The sequence below is a fragment of the Pseudomonas sp. FFPRI_1 genome (genome assembly GCF_055384485.1).
Genome location: NZ_AP029168.1, coordinates 4,239,336 through 4,257,535, shown reverse-complemented (window position 1 = coordinate 4,257,535; position 18,200 = coordinate 4,239,336). Strand labels below are relative to the sequence as shown.

The 18,200-nt window shown below is 67.4% G+C and carries 14 protein-coding genes; all 14 read right to left on the bottom strand.

Translation table 11 applies throughout. The annotated features are described in order from the left end of the window. Positions 1–103: 103 nt before the first annotated feature. Positions 104–793, bottom strand: coding sequence for an alpha/beta hydrolase (locus ACZ5BO_RS18880; protein ID WP_025127492.1), 690 nt, complete (start codon positions 791–793; stop codon positions 104–106). Positions 794–899: 106 nt separating this feature from the next. Continuing rightward, positions 900–1,706 (bottom strand): endonuclease/exonuclease/phosphatase family protein, encoded by an 807-nt coding sequence (locus ACZ5BO_RS18875; RefSeq protein ID WP_025127491.1) that lies wholly within the window; start codon positions 1,704–1,706, stop codon positions 900–902. An 81-nt stretch (positions 1,707–1,787) separates the two neighbouring features. Continuing rightward, positions 1,788–2,546 carry a PIG-L deacetylase family protein gene (locus ACZ5BO_RS18870; protein ID WP_025127490.1) on the bottom strand — a complete coding sequence of 253 codons (759 nt, stop codon included), beginning with the start codon at positions 2,544–2,546 and terminating at the stop codon, positions 1,788–1,790. 273 nt (positions 2,547–2,819) lie between these two features. After that, a complete protein-coding gene (gene glgX / locus ACZ5BO_RS18865) occupies positions 2,820–4,997 on the bottom strand; it encodes a glycogen debranching protein GlgX (protein WP_464696071.1) in 2,178 nt (725 codons plus the stop codon). Positions 4,998–5,137: 140 nt separating this feature from the next. Further along, positions 5,138–5,437, bottom strand: coding sequence for a DUF2934 domain-containing protein (locus ACZ5BO_RS18860; protein WP_464696070.1), 300 nt, complete (start codon positions 5,435–5,437; stop codon positions 5,138–5,140). Positions 5,438–5,458: 21 nt separating this feature from the next. Then, positions 5,459–8,245: a malto-oligosyltrehalose synthase gene (locus tag ACZ5BO_RS18855; protein WP_464696069.1), complete on the bottom strand. Its 2,787-nt coding sequence runs from the start codon at positions 8,243–8,245 to the stop codon at positions 5,459–5,461. Further along, a complete protein-coding gene (gene malQ, locus ACZ5BO_RS18850; protein WP_464696068.1) occupies positions 8,242–10,323 on the bottom strand; it encodes a 4-alpha-glucanotransferase in 2,082 nt (693 codons plus the stop codon). The genes ACZ5BO_RS18855 and malQ overlap by 4 nt, the downstream gene beginning before the upstream one ends. Continuing rightward, the gene (gene treZ / locus ACZ5BO_RS18845; RefSeq protein ID WP_464696067.1) at positions 10,320–12,107 is read right to left on the bottom strand and encodes a malto-oligosyltrehalose trehalohydrolase; all 1,788 of its coding nucleotides are present in this window, start codon (positions 12,105–12,107) and stop codon (positions 10,320–10,322) included. Before treZ ends, malQ begins: the two co-directional genes overlap by 4 nt. A gap of 13 nt (positions 12,108–12,120) precedes the next feature. Beyond that, positions 12,121–13,689, bottom strand: coding sequence for a glycogen synthase GlgA (glgA, locus tag ACZ5BO_RS18840; RefSeq protein ID WP_025127484.1), 1,569 nt, complete (start codon positions 13,687–13,689; stop codon positions 12,121–12,123). Positions 13,690–14,160: 471 nt separating this feature from the next. Next, positions 14,161–15,114 carry a D-2-hydroxyacid dehydrogenase family protein gene (locus ACZ5BO_RS18835; RefSeq protein WP_464696066.1) on the bottom strand — a complete coding sequence of 318 codons (954 nt, stop codon included), beginning with the start codon at positions 15,112–15,114 and terminating at the stop codon, positions 14,161–14,163. 15 nt (positions 15,115–15,129) lie between these two features. Further along, positions 15,130–16,140, bottom strand: a complete 1,011-nt coding sequence (locus tag ACZ5BO_RS18830) for an alpha/beta fold hydrolase (RefSeq protein WP_464696065.1) — start codon at positions 16,138–16,140, stop codon at positions 15,130–15,132. 157 nt (positions 16,141–16,297) lie between these two features. Next, positions 16,298–16,735, bottom strand: coding sequence for a YqaA family protein (locus ACZ5BO_RS18825; RefSeq protein ID WP_025127481.1), 438 nt, complete (start codon positions 16,733–16,735; stop codon positions 16,298–16,300). Beyond that, on the bottom strand, positions 16,732–17,181 hold the full coding sequence (locus ACZ5BO_RS18820; protein WP_025127480.1) for a DUF411 domain-containing protein: 450 nt from the start codon (positions 17,179–17,181) through the stop codon (positions 16,732–16,734). The genes ACZ5BO_RS18825 and ACZ5BO_RS18820 overlap by 4 nt, the downstream gene beginning before the upstream one ends. A gap of 113 nt (positions 17,182–17,294) precedes the next feature. Next, on the bottom strand, positions 17,295–18,200 hold the full coding sequence (gene copD, locus ACZ5BO_RS18815; protein ID WP_464696063.1) for a copper homeostasis membrane protein CopD: 906 nt from the start codon (positions 18,198–18,200) through the stop codon (positions 17,295–17,297).

The following is an 18,200-nucleotide window of genomic DNA, read 5'->3' as shown; positions in this document are numbered from 1 at the left end:
GCGCCGGTCACAGGCCGGTGACGGATCCGGGCCCCTGGGTAAGTACGCGACCATCCGGCGAGCAAGGCCTGGCGGGCCTTGTCGCCGCGATCGGAAGGGTGGACTAGAGGGCTTGCGCGGCTTCGGCGATCAGCGTCGCCACGGCAGCGGGCTGGGAGGCCAGAGAGGCGTGGCTGGCGTCCAGGTGGATCACCTTGCGCGCGTTCAGGCGCGCGGCCATGCGCTCCTGGTTCTTGGGGGCGATCATCCGGTCGGCACTGGACACCTGGTACCACGACGGCTTGTTGCGCCAGGCCGGGGCGCCGAGGGTGTCACCGAAGGTGCTGGCCAGGGGCGCCTTCTGGGTCAGGCCCAGGACCAGGCCTTCCCGGGGGCTCAGGTCCTGGCAGAAGCTTTGCTGGAAGCGCTCCGGGCGCACCCAGAGGTAGCCGTCGCTGTCCGGCTCCAGGTTGGCCGCCGCTTCAGGAGGGAACTCCTGGGTCAGGCCGCCGGGGCTTTCACCCTGGTCGGGGGCGAAGGCGGCAATGTACACCAGGCCTGCAACATTGGCTTCGTGGCCGGCCTCGGTGATCACCGCGCCGCCGTAGGAATGCCCCACGAGCAACACCGGCCCGGTTTGCTGGGCCACCATCTTGCGGGTGCGGGCAACGTCCTCGGCCAGGGAGGTCAGGGGCAGTTCCACCGCGCGGATCTTCTCGTAGCCCCGGTCCAGCAGTTCAGCTATGACCCGGTTCCAGTGGGCGGCACCGCCCCAGAATCCATGGACCAGGACGATCGTGGGTTTATCGCTCATCGCTTGACTCCTTCTGCTCGGATCCGGCCAGCCCCGGAGCGGATGCGCCGAGGATCAGGTCGGGGAAAAAGCATGGACGATTCTGCCCGTGCCGCCGGTCTTTTGCTCAGGGATTCTGATGTGCGGCCCCGAGCGGCAGGTGCACGTCCACCGCCAGGGGCAGGTGGTCGGAGAGGTGGGTCCAGGGTTTGTTGCCGAGGATCTGCGGGCGCTGGCTGCTGGCGTTGCGCAGGTAGATGCGGTCCAGGCGCAGCAGCGGCCAGCGCGCCGGGTAGGTCTTGGCCGGGCGCCCGTGATGGCGCTCGAAGGCCTCATGCAGGTCGTTGCGCCGGCCCAGGGTGGTGTTGCCGCGCAGCTGCCAGTCGTTGAAATCGCCGGCGATGATCACCGGAGCCTGGTCGGGCAGGGATTCGAGCAACTGGCAGAGCAGGGCCAACTGCAGCTGCCGGTGACTCTCCAGCAGGCTCAGGTGCACGCAGATGGCGTGCACTTCGGCGTGCCCGGGCACATCGAGGACGCAGTGCAGCAACCCCCGGCGCTCGGGGCCGGTGATGGAAACGTCGAGGTTGCGGTACTGGCGAATCGGAAACTTCGACAGCAGGGCGTTGCCATGATGACCGTCGGGGTATACCGCGTTGCGCCCGTAGGCGTAGTCGCTCCACATGCTGTCGGCGAGAAACTCGTATTGCGACTGCTGTGGCCAGTTGTCCAGGCGCGAGGCATGGCGCTCATGCTCGCCCAGCACCTCCTGGAGAAACACCAGGTCGGAACCGGTGCTGCGCACTGCCTCGCGCAGCTCCGGGAGAATGAAACGCCGGTTCAGGGCGGTGAAGCCCTTATGGGTGTTGACGGTCAGCACGCGCAGGCGGCGGGTCGCGTCGGGGGCTGGCTGGCGGGGGGAATCACTGCTCACGCTGGCTCCTCTGAATCAGTGGCCGATACCACTGGGACTGATGACCGGCGCCGGCGTTCCAGTGGATTTTGACCCGGCCGGCTACATCAGGATGATTTCGTAGGGCAGGCGCAGGCGCTCCAGCAGCACCGGCGACAGCGACGCTTCCAGGCCGATGGCGGGTTCGCCCTGCAACTGGCTGGCGTAGGCATGGGCGGCGTGGCGCTTGCGGGCCACGGTCCAGGTGTCCAGGCGCAGCTTGCGGGCCCGATGCCAGGGGATCTGGTGCTCCTCCCGGGGCGACCAGTGCCAGGCCCACACGGGGATCTCATGAAAGCGCGCACCCACCAGCGCTGCGGCCTTGGCGGTGGCCCGGCCCACGGCTTCGTGATCCAGGTTGCCGTCGGCGCGCCAGGTACTGAACACCACATCGCTGGCGCGCAGGTAGCGGCTGATGAAGGGCACCAGCTGTTGTTCCCGTTCGCTCAGGGCTCGGTCGGTAAAACCGCCGCGAATCCATTTCAGGCTGTGCAGCGGCAACCCCAGGCGACGCAGGGCCTCGGCGCTCTCCTGGGGGCGAAAGACACTTAAGCGGCGCTTGGGCCACAGTTCCGAGCCCGGGTGGCTGGCGCTGCCGTCGCTGATGGAGATCAGCTGCAAGGGGTGGCCGTGATGGGCGAGGACTTGCAGCAGGCCGCCGCTGGCGACCACTTCGTCACCGGGGTGGGGGGCGACGATCACCGCGCGGGAGCCGGCGGGCACCAGGTTGGCGAGGTTGATGGCCGGGACATCGGCCAGGCTGCGGGCAGAGTTCCAGATCTGGCTGGGCCAGATGCTGTCTATAGCGGGTATGGCTTTCATGAGGTGTCACATCCCTGTTCCTGTGCGGCACACGCGGGTCAGTGGTTCGACGTTCGCAGGTGTCCTGGGGTTCGTACCCCACGCTGTGTATCCGGCATCGGCCGCAGCGTGGCATACCGGCGTTCCCTACCTTGGGTTGCCGTGAATCAGGGGGCCAATCATACACGGCTCGTTGGCCCCTTGAGGTGTCGTTTATCAGGGTAGACGGCAATTGCCTCCCGCAGCGCAAGCAATCGCCGATAAAGCTGCAACAACGCACTGCGTCACAGTTTTTCAGCCCTCGGCCTCGCCGTTGCCCGAGCCGTGCTGGAGTTCGAAGAGCAGCAGCGAGCGCCCGGTGACCGAGTATTCATGGTCAAAGGCAAAACGCTCCTGGCCACGCACCGCGGGCTGATTGGTGTCGATCATGCAGGTCCAGAACTCTCCGGCGGGCACCTGGGGCAGGCGGAAGTTGACAATGTCGTGGTGGGCGTTGACCACCAGCAGCACCGTGGCATCGGCCCCGGGGCGACGAATTCCGGTTTCCTGGGCGCGACCGTCGAGGAGCATGCCCAGGCAGCGGCCGTGGGCATCCTGCCAGTGCTCGGTGGTCATTTCCGTACCGTCCGGGGCCAGCCAGGTGACGTCCTTGACCCCGATGTCCTCGTTGTAGTTGCCCACCAGGAAGCGCCCGCGCCGCAGGATCGGGTAGCTCATGCGCAGCTTGATCAGGCGCTTGACGAACTTGAGCAGCGACTTGCCGTCGGCGTCCAGGTCCCAGTTGACCCAGCCGATCTCGCTGTCCTGGCAGTAGGCATTGTTGTTGCCGTGCTGGGTGCGGGCGAACTCATCGCCGGCCACCAGCATCGGTGTACCCTGGGCCAGCAGCAGGGTGGCGAAGAAGTTGCGCATCTGGCGCAGACGCAGGGCATTGATCTCGGGGTCGTCGGTGGGGCCTTCGACGCCGTGGTTCCAGGACAGGTTGTTGTTGCTGCCGTCCTGGTTGTTCTCGTCGTTGGCTTCGTTGTGCTTGTCGTTGTAGGACACCAGGTCGTGCAGGGTGAAACCGTCATGGGCGGTGACGAAGTTGACCGAGGCATAGGGCCGCCGGCCGCGCTGGTTGAACATCTCGCCGGAGGCGGTCAGGCGCCCGGCGAAGTCTGCCAACTGGCCGTCGTCGCCTTTCCAGAAGGCGCGCACGGTGTCGCGGAAGCGGTCGTTCCATTCCATCCAGCCCGGTGGGAAATTGCCCACCTGGTAGCCGCCGGGCCCGCAGTCCCAGGGTTCGGCGATCATCTTCACCTGGCGCAGCAGCGGGTCCTGGCGACAGGCCACGAGGAAGCTGTGGCGCTCGTCGAAACCTTCGTGGTAGCGCCCGAGGATGGTTGCCAGATCGAAGCGGAAGCCGTCCACGTGCATTTCCGTGGCCCAGTAGCGCAGCGAGTCGGTGACCATCTGCAGCACGCAGGGGTGGCTCAGGTCCAGGGTGTTGCCGGTGCCCGAGTCGTTGATGTAGAAGCGCTTGTCATCGGGCATCAGGCGGTAGTAGGAGGCATTGTCGATGCCGCGCATGGACAGGGTCGGGCCTTGCTCGTTGCCTTCGGCGGTGTGGTTGTAGACCACGTCCAGCAGCACCTCCAGCCCGGCCTCATGCAGGTGCGCGACCATTTCCTTGAACTCGGCGATCTTGCCGCTGGCCAGGTAGCGCGGGTCGGGGGCGAAGAAGGCGATGCTGTTGTAGCCCCAGTAGTTGGTCATGCCCTTGTGCAGCAGGTGCTGGTCGTTGACGAAGGCGTGGATCGGCAGCAGTTCCACCGATGACACCCCGAGCTTGCGGATGTGCTCCAGCACATCGTCCACCATCAACCCGGCGAAGGTGCCCCGCAGGTGCTCCGGCACCGCCGGGTGCCGCATGGTAAAGCCGCGCACGTGGGTCTCGTAGATCAGGGTCTTGTCCCAGGGCACGCTGACCCGCTGGTCGTTGCCCCAGGTGTGGGCCGGGTCGATGACCTTGCACTTGGGCACGAAGGGCGCGCTGTCGCGCTCGTCAAAGCTGAGGTCGGCATCGGGGTGGCCGATGGTGTAGCCGAACAGCGCCTCGGACCATTTCAATTGGCCCACCAACTGCTTGGCATAGGGGTCGATCAGCAGCTTGTTGGGGTTGAAGCGGTGACCGTTGGCCGGATCGTAGGGGCCGTATACCCGATAGCCGTAGATCAGCCCGGGGTGGGCGTCGGGCAAGTAGCCGTGGAAGATTTCGTCGGTGTACTCCGGCAGTTCGATGCGTTCGAGTTCCACTTCACCGGCGTCGTCGAACACACAGAGCTCGACCTTGGTGGCATTGGCCGAGAACAGCGCGAAATTGACCCCCAGGCCGTCCCAGGTGGCGCCGAGGGGGAAGGGCAAGCCTTCACGAATGCGCGAGGCGTCGCACTCGGGAGTGGAGGTTTGGGGCGGCTGGGATCGGGTCATGGTTGCTCCTGCAGTCAAGGTGTGCGCGGTTACTGGGCCGGGTGACGGGCCAGGTCGTCGGGTTTGTTGCGGGCGCGCGCGGTGGTTGTGGCGCCGCACGGCACCACGGGGGCACGCCAACGATCAGGGCGGGAGCGGTGTCAGTTGGCGGGCGGCTTGCGCGGTGCCCGGGGTTTCTTCGCCACCTGCGGCTGTTCGCCCGGCGGCACCACCAGGGCAGCGGCCGACTTGGCCTTGGGCTTGGCGGCGGCCTTGGCGTCTGGCTTGGCTGGCGCAGGTTTGGCCTTGCCGGCCCTGGGCGATTTGCTCGGCGCCAGGGCCTCGGCCTCGGCGAGCTTGCGCGCCATCTCCCAATGACGGGCCTCGTGGCCTTCAGGCTTGCCTTCCGATTCCCAGATCTGATAGGCAAACTCTCGAATGCGTTTGTCGTCGGTACTCATCGCAATGCTCCTGGACTGAACTCAAGGTTGGATCAAAAGGTTGAGCGCAAAATCTTGCAAAACGGCACTGATCATCAGCTCCCTGTGGGGTGTGACTGCCCCCATCGGAAAAAGTCCATTCAAGTTGCGAGCCGAGGCGGCGAACGGTAGCTGCACCCGGGTATCGCCCCAAAGTGGCGCATTCACCTGGGGCCGTGCGCTGTGCTCCAGCAGCCCGGCGACCTGGATCGGCACGATCACCAGCAGCCGTTGCGCCTGGTATTCGCGCATGAAGGCCAGGACCCGCCCGGCCTGTTCACCAAGCACCGGCAAGGGCTGGTAATGCCCCCGGCGAAACAGCTCCGGGTATTGGCGGCGCAGGCCCAGGGTGCGGGCAATCAGGCCTTGCTTGATACGCCCGTCGCGCCACTGGGCAAGCCACTCGCGTGGATCGTCCGGGCCCTCCAGTGCCCGTTGCCGGGCCAGGTAGTCCACCGGCCGGCGGTTGTCCGGGTCGACCAGGCTGAAGTCCCAGAACTCGTTGCCCTGGTACAGGTCCGGCACCCCCGGTACGGTCATGCGCAGCAAAGTTTGCGCCAGGCTGTTGAGGGCCCCGGCCGGGGCGATGGCCTGGACTGCCGCAGCGATCGACTGACGCAGCGCCAGGCCCCGGGGTGAACGCAGCAGGGACTCGACGAAGGCCTGCACCGCGCCTTCGTATTCCGGGTTCGGGGCGGCCCAGCTGCTGTGCAGTTTGGCTTCGCGCAAGGCCTTGAGCTGCCATTGCCAGATCCGCCCGGCGTATTCTTCCAGGGCCTCGGGATCGTCGGCCTGCAGGTCCAGGGGCCAACTGCCCAGCAGGCTCTGGTAGAGGATCAGTTCATCGCCGGCAGAGGGGGCGTCGGCACGCTGGCGCAAGGCCGTCGCCTGCTGGCGCCAATCGGCAACCTGGCGTGCGTACCAGTCGGCGCGCTCACTGAGCACCGCCAGGCGCGCCCGGCTGTCTTCACCGCGCTTGTGGTCATGGGTGGCGGTGCTCAACAGGTTGTCGGGGAAGGCCTCCAGGCGCTGTTCGCAAGCCCTGTGGAAGGCCGCCGGCGGGGCGCTGAACTGCTCGGGGTTGAAGCCCACGTCATTGCGCGCCAGCAGCACCGCGCTGCGGTAGAAGGCGGTGTCCTCCACCGCCTTGGCCGCCGCCGGTGAAGTCAGTTGCTGGAAGCGCACGCAGGCATGGCGCAGCAGCTTGCGCGGGCGGCCGGGCGGCTGGCGGCGCCAACCCTGGCCACCCAGCCAGTGCTGCAGGTAGTCGAGCACCGGCCAGTCGGCCTCGCTCAGGCGGGACCGGGCGCCGTCCAGGGCCTGCTGGAAAAAGTGCTGGTCCTGCCGGCCTCGGCCGCAGGCGCTGATGTAGGTGCGGTACACCGGGAAATGCACGATCAGCTCCTGCAGGGCCCGGCGGATCGCGCCCAGGGTCAGGTCGCGGCTCATCAGGTCCAGCCGCGCCACTTGCAGCAGGGCCTGGGCGACGCTTTCAAAGTCGCCGGCCAGGGAGCCGTTGAGGATCTGCTGGCGCGCCAGCCGGGCCTCGGCCTCGAAGTCGGCCGGGCGCTGGCTGTGCCGGCTCCAGAGCTCAGCCAGCAGCGGCTGGCCACTGGGCGCCTGTTGCAGCAGCGACAGCTGGTTCATGAATTCGTAGCCGGTGCTGCCGTCCACCCCCCAGTCGCGGTGCAGGGTCTCGCCGGCGCCAAGGATCTTCTCGACGTAGATCGGCAGGTGTTCGCCGGGGCGCAGGGCATCGACCCGCCGCCGCAGCTTGCGGCAATAGCCCCGGGGATCGGCCAGGCCGTCGACATGATCGATGCGCAGCCCGTCCACCAGGCCCTGTTCGATCAACTCGAAGATCTTCGCGTGGGTGGCCTTGAACACCGCCGGACGCTCGACCCGCAGGCCCCCCAGTTCATTGACGTCGAAGAAGCGCCGCCAGTTGATGTCGTCGGCTGCGGTACGCCAACTGGCCAGGCGGTAGCTCTGCTGCTCCAGCAGCTGATGCAGGCGGTTGAAACCTTGCGGCTGCCGGGAATCGTAGTGCTGCAGGTGGCCCTCAACGGCCTGGCGCAGCGGCGCCTGCTGCAGCCGTTGGCCCAGGGCCTGCTGCAAGGGCTGGGCCTGGGCATGGGCGTCGCTGTTGAAGCGCAAGGCGGCAAAGCCGTCGGCCAGGTCCTTCAGGGCGACGGCCGCGTTGCTGTCCAGGAGGCTGTCCAGCCGCAGCAGTTCCCCGTAATCGGTGGGGCAGATCGGGAAGCAGTGTTCGTGGTGCTGCACATGAAAGCCTTGCAGGTCGTGGTCCAGCTGCAGCTGCAGGCTGCCTTCCTGCAGGGCCACGCCGTAGTCGCTGGCAAGGAAGGGCAGCAGCAACTGGCCTTCCATCAGCGGGTCCGGGGAGTGCCACTGGATATCGAAGAACTCGCCGTACGGGCTCAGGCGCCCCCATTGCAACAGGTCCAGCCACCAGGGATTGTCGGCGCCGCCCACGGCCATGTGGTTGGAGACGATATCCAGGATCAGGCCCATCCGCTGCTGGCGCAGGGCCGCCACCAGGCGTCGGAGCGCCGCTTCGCCGCCAAGCTCCGGGTTGACCCGGGTCGGGTCGACCACGTCATAGCCGTGCATCGAACCGGCCCGGGCGCACAGCAGCGGCGAGGCGTAGAGGTGGCTGATGCCCAGGCGAGCGAAATAGGGCACCAGGGGCACGGCGTCGTCGAGGGTGAAGTCGCGGTGGAACTGCAGGCGCAGGCTGGCCCGCAGGGTGGGTTGGCTCGGCTCGTTCATCGATCACGCTCAAGGGCTTGTTGCCGGGCGCAGGCCAGCAGTTCCAGGCGCCGGGCGGCGTCGGCGTCGTCCAGCAGGTGCCGGCTGGCACTGGCCAGGCGCCGGCGCCAGTTGGGGTGGGTGTCGAGGGTGCCGGGCAGGTTGGCCTGCTCGTCGATGCCCAGGGCGTCCTCCAGCGGCAGCAGGACCAACGGGGCCCGGGTATGGCCAAGGAAGCGCACGCTGGCGTCCAGCACCTGGTCGGCTTCGTGGGCCTCTTCGCGAAAGTTCTGCGGGTCCTGGGCGAGGGCCTGGCGCAGGCCCTCGCGTTCACGCTGGCGGTGTTCGCGCCACTGCAGCGCACCGGGTTCGTCCACCAGGCCCAGGCGCAGGTTCCAGTCGATGTCGCGGCCGTGCCACCAGCCGTTGAGGGTCGGCAGGTCGTGGGTACTGGTGGTGGCCAGGGCATTGTCCGGCCAGTCGAGGATGGGTTTGAAGTGGCAGCCGTGGTCCTGTTCGAACAGCAGCACCCGCATGCCGAGCATGGCCCGGGCCGCGAGTTTCTCCCGCAGGCCGTCGGGCACTGTACCCAGGTCTTCGCCCAGGACAATGGCCTGGTGACGGTGGGATTCCAGGGTCAGCAGGCGCAGCAGGTCGTCCACCGGATAGTAGAGGTAGACGCCGTCACTGGGAGGGGCGCCGAGGGGAATCACCCAGAGCCGCTGCAGGCCCATCACATGGTCGATGCGCAAGCCACCGGCGTGGGCGAAGTTGGCCCGGAGCATCTCGATGAAGGCGCGAAAGCCATGGCGTTGCAGGCCCTCGGGGGAAAAGGCGGAAATCCCCCAGCCCTGGCCCTGGCGATTGAGGATGTCCGGTGGCGCGCCCACGGTCAGCGCCGCCAGCAACTGGTCCTGGCGGCTCCAGGCCTGGCTGCCGCCGCCGTCGGCCCCCACCGCCAGGTCGGCGATCAGGCCGATGCCCATGTCGCTGCTGCGGGCTGCGCTTTGCGCCCGTTGCAGGTTGCGTGCGATCAGCCACTGGCAAAAGGCATGGAAGCCGATTTCCTCGGCCTGCTCCTCGGCGAAGCGAGCCAGGGCCGGGCTGGCCGGGTCGCGCCAGTGTTCGGGCCACTGGCGCCAGTCGAGGGGTTCGCCCCGGGCCGCGCGCTGGGCCTGGATGGCTTCGAAGCGGCAGTGGTTTTCCAGGGCCTCGCCGGCGGCCTGGCGGTAACTGGCGAAGTCCGGATGCAGTGGGTGCTCACTGTGGCAAAAGCCCTGGTACAAGGCACGCATGGCCTGCAGCTTGGCCTGGGCGGCCTGGGGCCAGTCGATCAGGGGCTGCTGCTCCAGTGCCTGCCACTGCTCGCTCAAGCCGCAGCTTTCGATCGCGTTGCGCCAGGCGCGCTCGCCGAAGATCGCCCCGGGGGCGGCGTACAAACTATTGAGGAACAGGCGGCTGGAGGGGGAATAGGGGCTGTAGCGCTGGGGGTCGCTGCTGAACATCGCATGCAGCGGGCTGATGGCCAGGGCCTCGGCGCCACGTTCGGCAGCCTGGCGGGCCAGCTCCTCCAGGGCCTGGGCGTCACCGAAACCGCCGTCGCCGCTGCGGCGCAGGGCATAGAGTTGCACGCTCAGGCCCCAGGCCCGCGGGGTGGCCTGGTCCACGGCGTCGGCCACGCTGTAGCAGCGCTCGGGGGCCACGGCGAGGATGAAGCGCTCGTCCTCGACGTTCACCTGGTGGTAGCCGGGGGGCAGCAGCCCGGGCAGCCGGCTGGCGTCATCGAGTTGCAGTTGCAGGGCCTGGCCGTCTTCCAGTTGCACCTGGCATGGCGTCAGGGGCGCGAAGTAGCGGGCCAGGTCCAGGGCCTGGCCGATATCGGCGGTCAGCAGCGGTGGCAGGTGGCGGCTTTGTTGCTGTTGTTGCAACTGCTGCAGGCTGTCGCGGATCTGCTGGTCGTCGTCGGCCGGGTGACCGAGGCCAGCCAGCACCGCCCGCAGCACCCGGTCCTCGACCTTTTGCGGGCGGCCGTTGGCATCGATCCAGTCCACGGCCAGGCCGGCGCGGCTGGCGAGTATTTCCAGTGGCGCGTTGCTCATGGGCGTTCTCCATCAGGGGCGGTCTTGTCGTCCAGTTGCACCCGCACGCTGAAGGCCGGCAGGAATGGCGGGGCGCCGGTCGGGTGGGCCTGTGCTGGATGCTCGAAGCACAGTCGAGCGCCGCTCAGGGGCGCGCACTCGACCCGGTGCGGGCTGAGGTTCAAATCGATGCACAGCAGGCTGCCGTCGCCCAGGCGCCAACCTGCACTCAGGGCGCCTTCGGCCAGCACCCGAGCGCCCAGGGCGCGGGCGCCGGGCAGCCGCGGGATCAACTCGCGATGGCGGATCTGCAACAGACTGCGGTACCACTCGCGGGTCGCCGCGGCCTGTTGCGCCAAGGCTTGCGGGCGCGAGGCGTGAAAGGTCGAAGGGGCATTCGGGTCGGGGATGCGCTGGCGTTGCCCGGCGTCGGCAAAGGCACTGAACGCGGCGAACTCGTTGCGCCGGCCTTCGCGCACCGCCTCGGCCAGTTCGCCCTGGTGGCTGGTGAAGAACAGGAACGGTTCCTGGGCGGCCACTTCGTCGCCCATGAACAGCAGCGGGATCATCGGCGACAGCAGCAACAGCGCGGTGGCTGCCTGCAGCGCCTGGGGCGGCGCCAATTGGTTGAGGCGCTCGCCAAAGGCGCGGTTGCCGATCTGGTCGTGGTTCTGCAGGAACAGCACGAAGGCACTGGGGGGCAGGTGCCCGCTGGGTTCGCCGCGGGATTCACCGTGGCGGTTGGCCTGGCCCTGGAAGGCGAAACCCTGGCTCAGGCAGCGGGCCAGTTGCTCGGTGGGCCGGTCGGCGAAGTCGGCGTAGTAGGCGTCGGTTTCCCCGGTCAGCAGCACGTGCAGGGCGTTATGCCCGTCATCGTTCCACTGCGCATCGAAACCCTGCTGCAGCAGGCTGGCCTGGTTGAACTCGTTTTCCAGGTTGAGCCACACGTGACGTTCGGCCGGCACCGCCTGGCGCACCCGTTGGGCCAGCTCCACGAGAAAGTCCGGGTCGTCGATGGCGTGCACCGCATCCAGGCGCAGGCCGTCGAAGCGGTACTCCAGCAGCCACATCAGGGCGTTGTCGATGAAGAATTCGCGCACCGGGCGCTGGCGAAAGTCGATGGCTGCGCCCCAGGGGGTGTGCAGGTCGTCGCGAAAGAACGGCGCGGCATAGCGCTGCAGGTAATTGCCATCGGGGCCGAAGTGGTTGTAGACCACGTCGAGGAGCACCGCCAGGCCCAGGCCGTGGGCCGCGTCGATCAGCGCCTTGAGGTCTTCGGGAGTGCCGTAGGAGGCTTCCGGGGCATAGGGCAGGACCCCGTCATAGCCCCAGTTGCGTTCGCCGGGAAATTCCGCCAGGGGCATCAGCTCGATGGCGGTCACCCCCAGTTCCACCAGGGCTGGCAACGCCTGGCGGACCGCCAGGTAGCCGCCCATGACGCCCACGTGCAGCTCGTAGATCACCGCCTCGTGCCAGGGGCGGCCACGCCATTGCTGGTGCTGCCACTGATAGGCCGCCGGATCGACTACCCGGCTGGGGCCGTGGACATCGCCGTCCTGGGACCGGGACGCGGGATCCGGCACCTGGAGTTGGCCGTCGATGGAAAAGCGGTAGCGGCTGCCTGCCGGGCAATCGGCCTCGAGCACGAACCAGCCCTCGGGCCGCGGCTGCATGGGCAGCGACCGGCCGTGGTCCAGCTCGACGCTGACCGAACCCGCATCCGGCGCCCACAGGGCGAAGCGGGTTCGCGCAGGATCCAGCAGCAGGGCGCCGTGGGTCCAGGTTTGCACGGTGCTTGGCGGCATCGGTGGGGCCTCCCTACTGCCGGGCGGCTTGTCCGAGGGCCTTGGCCACCAGTTGTTCGTAGAGCTCGGCGTAGGGCTCCACTGCCTTGCACCAGTTGAAGGGGGCCGCCATGGCGCGGCAGCGCATGGCGTTGAGCAACGCCGGATAGGCGAACACCTTGAAGGCCCGGGTCAGGGCTTCCTGGTAGCTGGCCACGGTGGACTCATCGAAGAGAAAACCGGTGACGCCATTCTCGATGGTGTCCGCCAGGCCGCCGGTGTTACGCGCCACCGGCAACGAGCCAAAGCGCTGGGCGTACATCTGGCTGAGGCCGCAGGGCTCGTAGCGTGACGGCATGAGCAGGAAGTCGCTGCCGGCGAACATGCGCCGGGCATCGGTTTCGTTGAAGCCGATGTGCACCCCGATGCGCCCCGGGAAACGCCGGGCCAGGGCGCTCATGGACTGCTCTTCTTCGGGTTCGCCGCGACCAATGATGGCGATCTGGCCGCCAGACTCGACAATGAACTGCGCCACGGCTTCGGTGAGGTCCAGGCCCTTCTGGTAGACCAGCCGCGAGACCACGGCGAACAGCGGGCCATCGCTGGGCTCCAGGCCGAACAATTGCCGCACGTGGCTGGCATTGGCGGCCTTGCCCTCCCAGTCACCGAGGCTGAAGGGGCAGAACAGATGTGGATCGGTGGCGGCGTCCCAGCTCTCGTCGATGCCATTGGGGATGCCGCTGAGCAGGCCCTGCTGGGTCTTGCTGGCAAGAAAACCGTCCAGCCCGCAGCCGAAGGCCGGGGTGGTGATTTCCTGGGCGTAGGTGGCGCTGACCGTGGTGATGTGGCTGGCGTAGGCCATGCCAGCCTTCAAGAACGACAGCTTGCCGTAGAACTCCATGCCTTCCTGTTGCAGGGCGTGTTCGGGAATCCCCAGCTCCGGGCACGAGGCCAGGCTGACCACGCCCTGGTAGGCCAGGTTGTGGATGGTGAACAGGGTCGGGGTACGTTGCCCGCGCCAGTGCATGTAGGCCGGAGTCAGGCCCGCAGGCCAGTCATGGGCGTGCACCAGGTCGGGGCACCAGTGGATCTGCGCCAGGTTGGCGGCGATGTCGGCCGCTGCCAGCCCCAGGCGGGCGAAGCGGATGTGGTTGTCCGGCCAGTCACGGCCGTTGTTGGCGCCGTAGGGGGTGCCTTCGCGCTCGTAGAGCTCAGGGCAGATCAGCACATAGATCACCAGGCCGTCGGGCATGTCCATGCGCCCGATCTTGCACGCTGGCAGCGCCGCATGGCCGCCCAGTTCGCCGATGACATGGATCGGGTTCTCGCTGTGCAGCACCTGGGGGTAGCCGGGGATCAGCACCCGTACATCATGCAGATGGGCCATGGCCCGGGGCAGGGCGGCGGAAACGTCGCCCAGGCCGCCGGTCTTCACCAGGTCGGCGAGCTCCGAGGTGACGAACAGCACCCGCTTGCGGTTGGGGTTCTGCCGTGCCAGCGGCAACAGGGTCTTGCCCCCCGGAACCGGTGTCGAGGGGGCGGCACGTTCACCGGCTGGCTGTTGAGGATGCTCTCCCTGAGTGTCCAATACGGCGCTGATCATATGTCTCTCCCGTTTTTTATCGATCTGTTCCTGTGCCTCAGCCGATGCTGTCGGCCAATTCCTGTGGCCGGGCGCAAGGCGCCACACTTCGATCAGCCTGAGCTGCTCGAATGCTGAAGCAGAAAGGGTGGAGGAGCCGTTGCAAGGAATGCACCAGTGGCAGCGACCCTACCTTTAAGCTGACCGTGGGCCGAAGCGAAAAGTTTCGACTTTTTCATGGCCGATGTGACTGCCCGGTCACGCGGCGAAAACCAGTCTAGGACAGAACCTAGAGCGGTGCCGAGCCGAGCGGTTTTTTTACCGTGCCCGGGAGAGCTGGGTGGATTTCTCCCGACGAAAGGTCGGCCGTGCACTGGCCCGGAGCGTGGCGTTGGCGCTGCCGGCACGAAAACGGTGAGGGGACGCAAGGGGCTGGTGCGCCGCCCCCCGGGCACTGCCCGAAAACGGGCAGCGTGGGGCGCGCCCGGGCGTTCAGTTGAGCCGGCGGATCGGCTGGCCGGCGTGCCAGGCTTGTGCGTCTTCGATCATCTGCGAAAAGAACTGGCGGTAGTTCTGCTGGCTGACGTAGCCGATATGGGGCGTGGCCAGGACGTTGGGCAGGCGCCGCAAGGGGTGGTCGGCAGGCAGTGGCTCCTGGGCGAACACATCGAGGGCGGCGCCGGCCAGCCGACCTTGCTCCAGGGCGGCGATCAACGCCGTTTCATCGACGATCGGCCCCCGGGCAGTGTTCACCAGCAGCGCCTGGGGCTTCATCCAGGCCAGGGCCTGGGCATCCACCAGGCCGCGGCTGCGCTCGCTGAGCACCAGGTGCACCGAGAGCACATCGGCCTGTTCGAACAACTGCTGCTTGCTGACATAGGTGACGCCCGCAGCGCTGGCACGCTCGGCGGTAAGGTTCTCGCTCCAGGCAATCACGCGCATGCCGAACACCTGGCCGAACTGCGCCACCCGCTGACCGATGCTGCCCAGGCCGAGGATGCCCAGGGTCTTGCCCTGCAGATCGCCCCCCAGGCCCTGTTGCCAGTGGCCATTGCGTAGGGCGTTGGCTTCGTTCACCAGGTTGCGGCTCAGGGCCATGAGCAAAGCCCAGGTCAGCTCCGGCGCGGCGTGCTTGTAGCTGTCGGTGCCGCACACCTGAATGCCCAGGGCCGTGGCCGCCTGGAGGTCGATGGCGGCGTTGCGCATGCCGCCGGTCAGCAGCAGCTTGAGCTGGGGCAGGCCGCGCAGCAGCGGTTCGTCGAAGGTCGTGCGCTCGCGCATCACGCAGATCACCTCAAAGGGCTGCAGGCGCTGGATCAGGGTCGCGGTGTCCGCCGGGTAGTCGTGGAGGAAACTGACCTGGCCGATGTTCTGCAGCGGCGACCAGTCGACCACGTCGCGGGCCACGTCTTGCCAATCGTCGATTACCGCAATCTGCAGGGGCATGTCCGGGCTCCTCGGTCAGGGACGTTGCAACCAGCCCAGCAGGGCCTGGTGAAAGGGTTCGGGTTGTTCCATCTGCGGTGCGTGGCCCAACCCCGGGAACTCGATCAGGGTCGAGTGGGGGATGCGCTTAGCCACCTGGCGGCCCAGGTCCTGGTAATGGCCGATCCGCGCCTTGACCTCGGGCGCGGCGATATCGCTGCCGATCGCGGTGCTGTCGGCGGTGCCGATCAGCAGCAGGGTCGGCACCTTCAGGTCCTGGAACTCGTAGTACACCGGCTGGGTGAAGATCATGTCGTAGATCAACGCTGAATTCCATGCCACCAGGCGCTTGCCGGGGCCCTGGTTGAGCCCGGTGAGCATGTCCACCCAGCGCTGGTATTCGGGCTTCCAGCGCCCGGCGTAGTAGGTCTGCTGTTCGTAGGCCCGCAGGCCCTCGGCGCTTTGCTGCAATTCCCGCTGATACCACTGGTCGACGCTGCGCCAGGGGACGCCGAGGGCTTTCCAGTCCTCCAGGCCGATGGGGTTGACCAGGGCCAGTTGCTGCACCTGGTCCGGGTACTGCAGGGCATAGCGGGTAGCCAGCATGCCGCCGGTGGAGTGCCCGAGCAGGCTGGCCTGGTCGATTCCCAGGTGGTCCAGCAGTTGATGGGTGTTCTGCGCCAGTTGCTGGAAGCTGTATTGGTAGTGCTCGGGTTTGCTGGAGCTGCAGAAGCCGATCTGGTCCGGGACTATCACCCGGTAGCCAGCGGCGCTCAGGGCCTTGATCGAGCTGTCCCAGGTGGCGCCGCAGAAGTTCTTGCCGTGCATCAGCACCAGGCTGCGGCCATTGGCCGGCGCCTTGGCCGGGACGTCCATGTAGCCCATCTGCAGGGACTGGCCCTGAGACTGGAAATCGAAGTGCTGCAGTGCATAGGGGTAGGCGAAGCCCTGCAACTGCGGGCCGTAGACCGGTGCCTCGGCCCCCAGGGCAGGCAGGGCCAGGGTCAGCAGCAGGGGGCTCAGCCAACGAGCGGCAATGGGCAACATGGAAGCACTCCTGAGGGTGTGGGCGATGCTGGAACGGTGCGATTAGGGCAACGTTAAGCACAGGCAGCCCCGGCAACCAAAGGTTCAACGGGGTCGCAGGATTGGCGGGTAAAAGCTGCGGCAGGGGGTGCGGCCCCGCCAGGTAACGGGCTCAGGGTCAGCCGATCCAGCCCAGGGTCAGCCACACCAGCAGCGCATAGCGCAGGCCCTTGGCCAGGGTGACGATCAGCACGAAGCGCTTGAGCGGCTCGCCCATCACCCCGGCCACCAGGGTCAGCGGATCGCCGATCACCGGCATCCAGCTCAGCAGCAGCGACCAGTGGCCCCAGCGCTGGTAATGCACCCGGGCCCGTTCCAGGTGGCGCGGGCTGACCGGGAACCAGCGACGGTCCTTGTAGTGTTCGAGGCGCAGCCCCAGCCACCAGTTGACCAGGGAGCCCAGCACATTGCCCAGGGTCGCCACCAGCCACAGGCCGAGGACGGCGGCCTGACTGTTGAGCAGCAACCCTACCAGCAGCGCTTCCGATTGCAGGGGCAGCAGGGTGGCGGCAATGAACGCCGCCCCGAACAGGCTGAAGTAGGCGCCGAGGATCAACGGGCCGGGTAGTCCGCGACCACTACGTCCCGGCCTTCACGGGTCAGGCCGATGACCTGGAACGCGTCGGCGCCCATGCCGTCCATTTCCATGCCGGGCGAGCCCATGGGCATGCCCGGGGCGGCGATGCCCAGCAGGTCGTCGCGCTTGCGCAGGGCCAGCACCTGTTCGGCGGGCACGTGGCCCTCGACGAACTTGCCGTCGATCACCGCGGTGTGGCAGGAGCCCAGGCGGGGCGCGACGCCCAGGCGCTGCTTGACCGCGCTCATGTTGTCCTCCACATGGTCGGTGACGGCAAAGCCGTTGTCCTGCAGGTGCTCGATCCATTTCTTGCAGCAGCCGCAGTTGGCGTCCCGGTGCACGTCGATGGGGATCAAGTCGCCTGCCTGGGCCAGGGAGGTGAGGAACAGCGCGGACAAGGCCGCCAGACGCAGGGAGTGTTTCATGCAGTGTCTCGTGTTGAGCGAAAGAGAAGGCCCGGGAGGCCCGGATGGATCGTCATGCATTTTGCGGTTTTTAACGCGCCAGGAGCGAGGCTTGTGTATCAAAGTTATACCAATCAACTGCGGGCGCTGGTCGGGCTCAGGGTGCCGAGCCAGGCCACCAGGCAGAGCACCAGTACTGCCAACGATGCCTCCAGTGCCAGGCTGCGGCGCAGGGCGGCGATCGCTGGCCGGTGGTCGCCGCTTTGGATTGAGCGCTGCAGTTGGGGTGTCAGCTGCCAGCGGTTGAGTGCGGCGAGCGCGAGCATGACGGCGAACAGCAGTAGCTTGAGCAGCAACAGTGAGCCATAGAGGCCGTCCTGCAGGGTGATGAACTCCGGGCCACTGACCAGCAGGTGATTGAGTACCCCGCTCAGCAGCAGGGTGAACACGATCAGCCCACCGGCCTGCTCGAACCCCCTGAGGCGACTGGCCAGCAGGCGTACCTGTGCTTCGTCGGCCGGGGCCCGGCTGTACAGCAGCAGGAGGAATGCGGCCAACGCGCCGATCCAGGCTCCGGCCGCCCACAGGTGGAGGATGTCGTTGAACAGGTGCAGGACATGGCGCGTCCCTTCGCTCATGGCGCCGTGCCCGGCCCAGGCCAGGGTCGCCAGGGCGATGCCTGCGCAGCCGAGCGCGATCCAGCGTCGGAGGGATGCCCGGGCATGGCCGGCCAGGGCCAGGACCGCCAGCAGCATCAGCAGGCGTACGCCCCAGCTCTGGCCGACGGCGGTTTGCGTCCACAGCATCCACAGCGTCTGGGCCTGCAACTCGCTGACGTGGCTCAAGCCGCTGAGGTCCAGGGCCAGCTGCAGCATGGCGGCCAGCGATAGCAGCAGGCCAAGCAGCGCCAGGCCCGGCACCAGGCGTTGCAGGTGCCGCGACTGGCAGGCTGTGGGGCTGTGAAAGAGCAGCAGGCCGAACAGCAGCATCAGGTCCAGGTACAGGGCCAGGCGCAGGCCGATGGTGATGGCAGGGTCCAT

Coding starts and splice junctions, on each gene's coding strand:
- copD (WP_464696063.1), bottom strand. CDS start 18,200: ATGGACCCTGCCATCACCATCGGCCTGCGCCTGGCCCTGTACCTGGAC.
- treZ (WP_464696067.1), bottom strand. CDS start 12,107: ATGCCGCCAAGCACCGTGCAAACCTGGACCCACGGCGCCCTGCTGCTG.
- ACZ5BO_RS18855 (WP_464696069.1), bottom strand. CDS start 8,245: ATGAACGAGCCGAGCCAACCCACCCTGCGGGCCAGCCTGCGCCTGCAG.
- ACZ5BO_RS18830 (WP_464696065.1), bottom strand. CDS start 16,140: ATGTTGCCCATTGCCGCTCGTTGGCTGAGCCCCCTGCTGCTGACCCTG.
- ACZ5BO_RS18880 (WP_025127492.1), bottom strand. CDS start 793: ATGAGCGATAAACCCACGATCGTCCTGGTCCATGGATTCTGGGGCGGT.
- ACZ5BO_RS18820 (WP_025127480.1), bottom strand. CDS start 17,181: ATGAAACACTCCCTGCGTCTGGCGGCCTTGTCCGCGCTGTTCCTCACC.
- ACZ5BO_RS18860 (WP_464696070.1), bottom strand. CDS start 5,437: ATGAGTACCGACGACAAACGCATTCGAGAGTTTGCCTATCAGATCTGG.
- glgX (WP_464696071.1), bottom strand. CDS start 4,997: ATGACCCGATCCCAGCCGCCCCAAACCTCCACTCCCGAGTGCGACGCC.
- glgA (WP_025127484.1), bottom strand. CDS start 13,689: ATGATCAGCGCCGTATTGGACACTCAGGGAGAGCATCCTCAACAGCCA.
- malQ (WP_464696068.1), bottom strand. CDS start 10,323: ATGAGCAACGCGCCACTGGAAATACTCGCCAGCCGCGCCGGCCTGGCC.
- ACZ5BO_RS18870 (WP_025127490.1), bottom strand. CDS start 2,546: ATGAAAGCCATACCCGCTATAGACAGCATCTGGCCCAGCCAGATCTGG.
- ACZ5BO_RS18835 (WP_464696066.1), bottom strand. CDS start 15,114: ATGCCCCTGCAGATTGCGGTAATCGACGATTGGCAAGACGTGGCCCGC.